Genomic DNA, 8,932 nt, shown 5'->3' with positions numbered 1-8,932 from the left:
TTATTTGGATAGTATCTTTTTTAGCTCTTCGAGCTAAAAGATTTGTTCAGAATAGTCAGTTATATAGTAAATGAACTTTTATGCAACACTAGTGATAATATATATACACTAAAAGTATAGGCTATGACGTAAACCGATCAGCAACGGAGCTAGCACCAAAGGAAAAAGGCTTTATAATAGCCTGGTAACCAACGGCAGTCACCCAGCCTACAACCTCTTGAATAAGCACTCTAGTTTCTCCTTCTTGACCGATATCAAGATGTACCTCTAAAGGCCATGAAGCTAGAAGCTGGAAAACACCTTCTTTTTTCAGGCTGTCAATAAAAGCTAGGCTAAGCTCTGTTTCTTTGTAAATGCGATGTCTTAGATTTGGCATCGCTTTATGCCTTTGCTTTGTGTAAAAGAAGCGTGCTCCTTTACCTACACGTCTAATAATTAATGCCGAGACGAATAGAGTATGTTTTTTTGTTGTTTGTGAATCTGTACCTATGATGACTTTATAGCTTGCTTCGGGATCTTCTTGAATAAATGATTGAATCTGGGCAGACGCTTCACTAAGAGATATAGGACCAAAAGTAGGACTGTGTATATTCAATTGTGAATACTCCTTTCCATTCTAGGTCAAACCACAAGCTAGTGATGCAGAACGCTATTAGTCTTTTTGTCGGCATGTATTATATAGCGTTACTTTTTTCTACCATAAGTATACGTTAGATTTCAATATTTTGATCTTTTCTTTAGAAAGGTTTAAAATTTGATACAATGTTTTTAAAACGTCTTTAAAACTTATGCAAACGGGGTATACATAATTTATAATAGAGGAGTAATCCTTTTTAAAAAGAAGAGGTATCGTTTTAAACAAATTCAAAGGAGTGATTCGTATGGTTTCAGAACAATTACATAAAAAACTTAACGAGCAAATGAATTATGAGTTTTACTCTGCTAATGCTTATATGGCGATGGCCGCCTATTGTTCAGCAGAAAGTCTAGATGGCTTCGCTAATTTCTTTATTGTGCAGGCTAAGGAAGAGCGCTTTCATGCCATGAAGTTCTATCATTATTTGAATGCCATCGGTAAAAGAGCAACTATTAGTGAGTATAAGGCTCCAAATAACGATTTTACATCAGTCTTAGATTGCTTTGAACAGGCTCTACAGCAGGAGAAGGATGTAACGAAAAGAATTTATGAGCTTTCTGATATCGCTATGAACGATCGAGAGCATGCTACAATTAACTTCTTGAAATGGTTCATTGATGAGCAGGTAGAGGAAGAGGATACGTTTGATACAATTATCCAGAAGCTAAAAAGGATCGAAACAGACAGCAACGCCTTTTTCATGATGGATGCAGAGTTTGCTGGGAGATCCTTCACTGAAGAGTAATAATGGAATGTTGGGCTAATTAGTTCTAGCTTTTAGTTAGAAAGAATAAGGGCTGTTCGATAGTCAGATCCGACTACGATACAGCCCTTTTAATATGTACTATTATATCATAGATTTGTTTGTTTTTTGAGCCTGTTTTTTCTTAGCAATATTAGCTATGATAGTCTTACTGCGTTTAAAATGGGGGAATGTATATGAATCAGAAGCTGCCTTTTCAGTTAGACAAAACTAAAACATTTTATGAAGTGTTAGCAGACTGGGTGGGTGATGTTTTTTATGACATTCTTCCTGAGCACGGCTTTGATGTTCGAGATGAGCAAATTTATATGGCCTTTCAGCTAGAGAAAGCATTTAAAGAGAACAAGGTGATCTTTGCTGAAGCAGGGGTGGGTACTGGAAAAACATTAGTCTATCTCCTGTATGCTATTTGCTATGCGCGCTATACGGGGAAGCCAGCTCTAATCGCCTGTGCGGATGATCTGCTAATCGAACAGCTGATGAAGGATAAAGGAGATATTGAAAAGCTTTCTACGGCACTTGATCTTGAAGTTGATGTTCGTTTGGCCAAAGCTCAGGACAACTATTTATGTCTTCAAAAACTGGACAAGGTTAGAGGGAATCCTGATAGGCACGGTTCACAGGTGTTTGCTGGAGTATATCAAAAGCTTCCTGCTTTTGTAAAAGAGAAGAATACCTTGCAACAATTCTCAGCGTATGGGGATCGGAAGGAATACCCTGAATTAAGTGATGAAGAGTGGTCAGAAATAAATTGGGATACCTTTCAAGATTGTACTCAATGCTCTAAGCGTCAGCGCTGTGGGTTAACTCTACATCGTGATTTTTATCGTAAATCTCAGGATCTTATACTTTGCTCACATGATTATTATATGGAGCATGTCTGGACAAAGGATTCTAGAGTGAGAGAGGGGCAGCTTCCCCTTTTACCCGACGTTTCTTGCCTTGTTTTTGATGAAGGGCATCTTCTTGAGGACGCGGCACAGAAGGCTTTGTCTTATCATTTAAAGCATCGCACCCTAGAGCGTATCTTACAAAGCTTTGAGCATCATGATTTACGTGAAAGCTTTCTATTATTAGTCGAGGACGTCTATGAGGCGAATGATCTGTTTTTTGAAGAGCTAGGGAGGCAGATGATTGAGGTTGAAGGATCGGATCGTTATGAAGTGAATCGATCTGCAGGACTTCAAAGAGCAACAGATCAGCTTTATGCTAAGGTGCAAATGCTTGGTGAAGAGCTAGTGATTGAAAGTGAGCGACATTTTATCCAGGTCTATGATCAGCGGGCTCTAGAAGAAAGCTTAGACAGTGTAGAGCTTTCTCTTCGTTTACTTATTCAGGATAGGGATGCGATTACATGGGTAAAACGGGAGGAAGGTAAGGAAGAACCTGTTTTATTTATTATGCCTAGAACGGTTGCTGCGGTTCTTCAGGAGTTTGTATTTGCTAAATCCCTTCCTGTCATTTTCTCCTCAGCGACTCTTTCAGTGGGTGGCTCGTTTGAATATGTGGCATCTAGCTTAGGGATTAAGGATTACATTTCATTTTCTACACCGTCTCCATTCGATTACGAATCAAGGATGAAAATCTTTATGCCGTCTGATGATTTTTTCGGTGAAAATAGTATGAAGAAGAATGTTAACTATGAAAAAACACAGTGGATTAAGGAAAGGCTTTTACAAACAGGAGGACGGACATTAGTTCTGTTCCCTTCTGCTAAGGAACAGGACGAGTTTGAACAGCTTAATCAGGATAACGATTATCCATTTCCGTTGTTATATGAGGGGAAAAGTGAACGAAGTCATATGGTACAGCTTTTTCAAGAGGAACCTTCAGCTGTTCTTTGTGCGTCAAGACTTTGGGAGGGATTAGATGTTCCAGGGGAGTCCTTGTCCCATATTATCATTTGGGAGCTGCCCTATCCTCCTAATGATCCAGTGTTTCAATCGAAAAGGAAGGGTAAGGCAGATCCTTACCTTGAGGTAGATCTTCCTGCTATGCTTCTACGAATGAAGCAAGGAGTTGGGCGGTTGATTAGACATAAGGAGGATAAAGGTACGGTTACGATTCTTTCTCAGAAGCTACTCTCTGACGATAGAACGGCTGAACATGTCATACAGATCCTTCCACCTCATGCTCCAATAGCTGAAGCAGAAAAAATTTAGGACATCATCATGATAAACAGAGGGGAAACAGGCATAGATGGAATTACAGGATATTAGCGCACTTTTACTTTTTATCGCAACGCTGGGCTGGGCCATCGGGTTAGTAAATCCCAAAGCTATCTTAAAGTGGGGAAAGAAGCCGACTAGGAAGAAATTAACCGTTTATTATATCGTTATCGTAGCTTTAAGTATCGGCTTTGGACAATTTGCTGACAAATCAGAGCTAGGGCAGAGACTTGAAGCATGGTTAGTAGCTGGACTAACGGAGCAAAATGAAACCTCTGTTGTTCATCGGCCTATTCCAGATGGAGAGCTAATGGTTCATTATATTGACGTAGGGCAGGGAGATGCTACTCTCCTAGTGAGCTCGGAGGCTACTATGCTCATAGACACAGGTCGCCATGATGGACAGGAGACGATCAATTACCTCAGAGAGCAAGGGATAAAGGAAATCGATCTTGTCGTGGGTACACATGCTCATGCGGATCATATCGGACAGTTAGCGGCTATAATGAATGGTTTTGATGTTCGAGAGGTTTGGATGTCTGGAGAGCCGCATACCTCGAAAACGTTTGAGGATGCGCTTGATGCCATTGCTAGGTCTAGTGCAGACTATTATGAACCAAGAGCAGGTGAAGAGTTTCAAGTCGGAGACCTGACGATCACAGTTGTCAGTCCAAAGGAATTGATTGGAGATTTGAATGAATCGTCGATTTCGATGCGAATTGACTATGGAGAGGTCAGCTTCTTGTTTACCGGAGATGCTGAGGAAGGAATGGAGGAGGAAATGCTGAGGAGTGGGCTACCACTTCAGGCAGACATTTTTCATCTAGGGCATCATGGAAGTTCAACATCTAATACGGAAGAATTTTTACAAAGGGTAAATCCTAAAATAGCCATTTACTCGGCGGGTAAGGATAACAGCTATGGACATCCTCATAATGAGGTAATTGATCGCCTAGAACAACTTAACATTGAGTATTACGGAACAGATTTTTCGGGTACGATTATAATTAATACAGACGGACAAACCTACACCTTAGAGACGGAGAATTAAATTTAAATTCCGAAATGGGGGATAGGACATGATGAAGAAATCTGGAGTCATTGATAGAATTGTTGATCAGCGCCTTGCTGTCCTGCTAGTCGATGAGCAGGAAGAATTAATTGTACCCATTGAAGAGCTCCCATCTGATGTTTTTGAAGGCTCATGGCTCATTGTCACTTTTGATGGAGAAAAGCGAATTCATGTTGAGAAGGATATGAAGAAAACAGTGGAATCGAAACAGAGGATTGCCACTAAGCTAGAGCAGCTAAGAGAGAAAAAAGGCTCGAACTTCAAGCGCAAATAGCATAGCCCATACTCCTTGGACATACATTTAGGACAGGGGGGATTAGTATGTGGGACGATATAGCTATCTCAAGAGATACGAAACAGATGCTCTCTAAACTGTTAGAGCATCATCAGGTAAAGCAAGTCTATTTACTTAAAGCAAGAGTTGTTGCTATTTGTTTGGGCTTGCTTTTATTATCTTTTGGGTTGTATTTGTATAGTCAAATTTTGCTTCCAGCCAATCAGTCCTTTGAAAGGATTTTTATTCTATTGCTGGAGGATTCGTTTGCTTTTTTCCTAGTCGTAGGGAACATTGTTCTTTATTCAATGACATTATTTTATGTGTCTAAATATAAGTCTACGAAGCAAAAGCTAGATAAGCTACGAGTAGAGGCCATTGATCGGCTTAATTCCTCCTGGGTGGATAGTCATAAAGCGAGATTAAAGGATCTAATTTCAGCTAGATTACAGAAGAATGGGGTTAATCTAAGTCATAAAGAGAAGTAATGATGAGGCTGAACGATTTTGTGAAAAGCATTCTTATTTCATAGTATTGAAATTAATAAAGATAAAGAAGAGAAAACAAACAAATGATTGATGAACTGTTTTTTTTTCTTTATAATAAAACTAAATCGGTTTACTAAATCGTTTTAGTTAATTAAAGTGATATTTTGGATTTACAATACTATGATATGTACTGCTTTTAATAAAATGTCATTTTGAAGTCACTCGAAGTAAAGGAGGGCTTATCCATAAAAAAACCAACGATTGCAGATGTAGCTCATGAAGCTGGGGTTTCCAAAAGTACGGTTTCTCAGTATATGAATAAACGCTACGAATATATGAGTAGTAAAACGAAGGGGAAAATTGAATTAGCGATTAAGGAGCTAGGCTATACACCAAATTATATTGCTAAGAGTTTAAAGCAGAAGAGAACACTAACGATAGGAATTATTGTAGCCAATATTCTTCACCATTTTTCTACACAGGTTAGTCGCGCTATAGAGGATTTATGCCAAGAGCGAGGCTACCAGGCTATTATCTGTAATGCGGATGATCAGCCAGATAAAGAACGAAGCTATATTGATATGCTCCGCGCTAAGCAGGTAGATGGGATTATTGCTATCCCAACGGAAGGGAATACGGAGCTTTATGCTGAGCTTGTGCAGCAGGGCTATCCAGTTGTTTTTCTTGATCGGACTATTGCGGATATCGACATACCTGCTGTTGTTTTGAACAATTTTGAAGCGGCTAGAGGGGCGGTAGCTCATCTGTTGCAGCAGGGTCATCGCAGTATTGGAATGCTAACGGGTCCACTTAATATTAGTGTTCGTCGTGAAAGAGTGGATGGTTATCTATACGCTATGGAACAACATGAGGTAGAGCATGATTATATTTGGATGAAGGAAGTGACTAAAGCTAATGCTATGGCTGTCTTAGAAAATATGTTTACACTAAAACAAAGACCAACAGCATTAGTGATTGGAAATGACTTTCTTCTTTTAGAGACATTAAAGTTTGTAAAAAGTAAAGGGATCAAGGTTCCTGATGAGTTAGCCTTTATCACCTTTGATGAAGTTGAGTATGCCGACCTTTTCCAGCCAACGATTTCAACCATCTCTCAGCCAGCTTTTCAAATGGGACGGAAGGCGGCGGAGCTTTTACTAGGGCATATCTCAGAAAAGAAAAGACCAGCTCAATTGAAATATGAGTTCACAGCCACTATGAAACTCAGAGATTCATGTGGTGAAAATAGGTCATTATGAAGGGAGAGTCACTGAATGAGTAAACGGGAATTAGATGTTATTACGATTGGTGATGGAATGATCACGATGAATCCTAAGGCAAAGGGACCGATGCGTTTTGTTCAGGAGTTTGAGCGTAAAATAGGGGGAGCTGAACTGAATTTTGCTTTAGGCTGTGCACGACTTGGCCTTGAGGCTGGATGGATCAGTCGCCTAGGAAATGATGAGTTTGGTAAGCATATCTACAATACGATGCGTGGTGAGGGAGTTAACGTTTCTCAGGTTGAGCTGGTTGACGGCTACCCTACATCCCTTAATTTCAAAGAAATTATGGAGGACGGTTCGGGCAGGACTTTTTACTATAGAAAATCTTCTCCTACATCAACGATGACTCCAGATTCTATTGATCCTGAATTCATAAAGCAAGCTAAAATTCTTCATGTTTCAGGGGTATTTCCTTCTATTGATCCGCAAAATGTTGAGATTATTAGAAGAGCCATTGAAGTGGCCAAGGAAAATGAAGTTCTCGTTTCCTTTGATCCAAACATTCGCTTGAAAATGTGGTCTAAGGATAGAGCACGTGAAGTGTTACGCAGTTTCCTCCCATATGTAGATATAATCCTTACGGGGCAGGACGAAGCAGAAATTTTAATCGGAGTTTCAGATACAAAGAGTATTATTAAGACGTTCCAAGAAGAGTTCAATATCCAATATATTGCGATAAAAAATGGAGCTGAAGGAGCCGTTGGTGCCAAAGGTAGTGAAGTGATAGAGCTACCTGCCTTCCCACCAAGAAAGGTAGTAGACACTGTCGGTGCAGGTGATGGCTTTGATGCTGGATTTATATATGGAGTGACTCAGGGGTGGACTCTTGAAAAAATTCTAACCTTCGCTAATATGGTTGGATCAATGGTTGTTAGTGTTATGGGAGATAATGAAGGCTTACCGTATTATGAAGAGGTATTAGCACAGCTAGGAGAAAGAGAGATTATTGATCGCTAAAAAGTAGAGTGAAAGGAGAATGATAGAAATGCTAACTAGAGAAGAGAAGATTCAGTCGTTAAAGGATGCACAGGTTGTAGCCGTCATTCGTAAAATTGATCCTGATAAGGTAATCCCTCTCGTCTCAGCTCTTGTAGCTGGAGGAGTTACAGGGATTGAAATTACACTTGATTCACAGAACGCTTTAAAGCTCATTAAGGAGTCAAAGGAACGCTTTGGACAGGAAGCTTTTGTTGGTGCAGGAACGGTTCTAAGTGTAGAGGAAGCAAAGGAAGCTTTGGAGGCAGGGGCAGACTTTATTGTTTCTCCCATTTTAAATAAAGAGGTTGTTGATCATGTTAAAGAAACGTCTTCATTAGTCGTCCCTGGTGTATACACACCTACGGAAATGTGGCAGGCTATGCAGTGGGGAGCAGATATGGTTAAGATTTTCCCGATTACTACCTTAGGTCCAAAATTCATTAAGGATGTAAAAGGACCTCTATCTCATATTCCTCTTATGACAACTGGTGGCATCGACTTAAGCAACATTGCTGAATATGTAAAAGCGGGTGTACATGCTGTCGGTGTTGGCGGTTCATTAATGGATAAAGTTTTGATTCAAAACAATGATTGGGATGGATTAACTCAATTAGCCAAGCGATTTAAAGAGGCAGTTCAGGGATAAAATCTACTTAATAGTTATAGAAAAAAGGGGCGGTGCCCCTAGATTTGTTTAGCATCGTGTGAATTGCTATGCTTTGACAATTCTTTTTAATTTGTTAACTTTTTTTGCTCTGACAATTCTTAGTGGTTTGACAATTCTTCTTGTTAATACAGTTTTTGCATCTCTGACAGCTCTTGCAAAAGTTAAAGGTCTTTCAATTTTTTCATAGTGAATATACCAGATGTTAGGATTCGCAAATAACCAGTGATTATGAAGTGCCGTTACTAAGATTCCATGTTTTCTAAGCTTAGAAATAAACGGATTGATTTCTGCGGTAAGAATGACCGTTTCACCTAGGCATAGGGCACGTCCATTTCTATCAAGATTCTCAAAAGAGTGAAATTGTGGAATGGTTAAAGGTGATCTTGATTTTCTTCCCAAAATCGTCGGACGAATATTAGTCCGGAATGCTTGTGCAAGACAAACTCCATTGGATTGAGATGGTGTTGCTTCAAGTATAGCGGCGAATTCTCTGCATAATGTGCTTATTGACAACGAATGCACCTCCTTTTCTAAGAGTTAGTTTTAATATATGAATGCTATTAACAGTTGGTATAGGTGATAACTTAATACTAAACATCCAT

At 39.6% G+C, this 8,932-nt stretch carries 10 protein-coding genes; 8 read left to right on the top strand and 2 right to left on the bottom strand.

Going from position 1 to position 8,932, the window contains the following annotated elements; all coding sequences use genetic code 11:
• Positions 1-121 precede the first annotated feature (121 nt).
• The gene (locus J2S11_RS16875; RefSeq protein WP_307396507.1) at positions 122-595 is read right to left on the bottom strand and encodes a ribonuclease H-like YkuK family protein; all 474 of its coding nucleotides are present in this window, start codon (positions 593-595) and stop codon (positions 122-124) included.
• Positions 596-881: 286 nt separating this feature from the next.
• Here J2S11_RS16875 and J2S11_RS16870 point away from each other — a divergent pair, with 286 nt between their 5' ends.
• The 8 genes from J2S11_RS16870 to J2S11_RS16835 all read left to right on the top strand — a co-directional run bounded on the left by J2S11_RS16870 (position 882) and on the right by J2S11_RS16835 (position 8,309).
• Entirely contained in the window at positions 882-1,382 is a 501-nt protein-coding gene (locus tag J2S11_RS16870; RefSeq protein ID WP_307396505.1) for a ferritin, read from the top strand.
• A 188-nt stretch (positions 1,383-1,570) separates the two neighbouring features.
• A complete protein-coding gene (locus J2S11_RS16865) occupies positions 1,571-3,562 on the top strand; it encodes an ATP-dependent DNA helicase (RefSeq protein WP_370875556.1) in 1,992 nt (663 codons plus the stop codon).
• Positions 3,563-3,599: 37 nt separating this feature from the next.
• Positions 3,600-4,619 carry a ComEC/Rec2 family competence protein gene (locus J2S11_RS16860; protein WP_307396502.1) on the top strand — a complete coding sequence of 340 codons (1,020 nt, stop codon included), beginning with the start codon at positions 3,600-3,602 and terminating at the stop codon, positions 4,617-4,619.
• A 28-nt stretch (positions 4,620-4,647) separates the two neighbouring features.
• Positions 4,648-4,914: a DUF3006 domain-containing protein gene (locus tag J2S11_RS16855; RefSeq protein WP_307396499.1), complete on the top strand. Its 267-nt coding sequence runs from the start codon at positions 4,648-4,650 to the stop codon at positions 4,912-4,914.
• Positions 4,915-4,961: 47 nt separating this feature from the next.
• Positions 4,962-5,402 (top strand): DUF2663 family protein, encoded by a 441-nt coding sequence (locus J2S11_RS16850; RefSeq protein WP_307396497.1) that lies wholly within the window; start codon positions 4,962-4,964, stop codon positions 5,400-5,402.
• Between the two features lie 212 nt (positions 5,403-5,614).
• Positions 5,615-6,661 (top strand): LacI family DNA-binding transcriptional regulator, encoded by a 1,047-nt coding sequence (locus J2S11_RS16845; RefSeq protein ID WP_307396496.1) that lies wholly within the window; start codon positions 5,615-5,617, stop codon positions 6,659-6,661.
• A 15-nt stretch (positions 6,662-6,676) separates the two neighbouring features.
• On the top strand, positions 6,677-7,642 hold the full coding sequence (locus J2S11_RS16840; RefSeq protein ID WP_307396494.1) for a sugar kinase: 966 nt from the start codon (positions 6,677-6,679) through the stop codon (positions 7,640-7,642).
• 28 nt (positions 7,643-7,670) lie between these two features.
• Positions 7,671-8,309, top strand: coding sequence for a bifunctional 4-hydroxy-2-oxoglutarate aldolase/2-dehydro-3-deoxy-phosphogluconate aldolase (locus tag J2S11_RS16835; protein ID WP_307396492.1), 639 nt, complete (start codon positions 7,671-7,673; stop codon positions 8,307-8,309).
• A 66-nt stretch (positions 8,310-8,375) separates the two neighbouring features.
• Here J2S11_RS16835 and J2S11_RS16830 read toward each other — a convergent pair whose 3' ends face one another.
• Positions 8,376-8,852 carry a DUF1259 domain-containing protein gene (locus J2S11_RS16830; RefSeq protein WP_307396490.1) on the bottom strand — a complete coding sequence of 159 codons (477 nt, stop codon included), beginning with the start codon at positions 8,850-8,852 and terminating at the stop codon, positions 8,376-8,378.
• Positions 8,853-8,932: the final 80 nt, after the last annotated feature.

The sequence above is a fragment of the Bacillus horti genome (assembly GCF_030813115.1).
Lineage (GTDB): Bacteria > Bacillota > Bacilli > Caldalkalibacillales > JCM-10596 > Bacillus_CH > Bacillus_CH horti.
The sequence above is the reverse complement of the archived record's forward strand: the minus strand, read 5'-3'. Positions and strand labels throughout refer to the sequence as shown.

Coding starts and splice junctions, on each gene's coding strand:
- J2S11_RS16870 (WP_307396505.1), top strand. CDS start 882: ATGGTTTCAGAACAATTACATAAAAAACTTAACGAGCAAATGAATTAT.
- J2S11_RS16865 (WP_370875556.1), top strand. CDS start 1,571: ATGTATATGAATCAGAAGCTGCCTTTTCAGTTAGACAAAACTAAAACA.
- J2S11_RS16860 (WP_307396502.1), top strand. CDS start 3,600: ATGGAATTACAGGATATTAGCGCACTTTTACTTTTTATCGCAACGCTG.
- J2S11_RS16855 (WP_307396499.1), top strand. CDS start 4,648: ATGATGAAGAAATCTGGAGTCATTGATAGAATTGTTGATCAGCGCCTT.
- J2S11_RS16850 (WP_307396497.1), top strand. CDS start 4,962: ATGTGGGACGATATAGCTATCTCAAGAGATACGAAACAGATGCTCTCT.
- J2S11_RS16840 (WP_307396494.1), top strand. CDS start 6,677: ATGAGTAAACGGGAATTAGATGTTATTACGATTGGTGATGGAATGATC.
- J2S11_RS16835 (WP_307396492.1), top strand. CDS start 7,671: ATGCTAACTAGAGAAGAGAAGATTCAGTCGTTAAAGGATGCACAGGTT.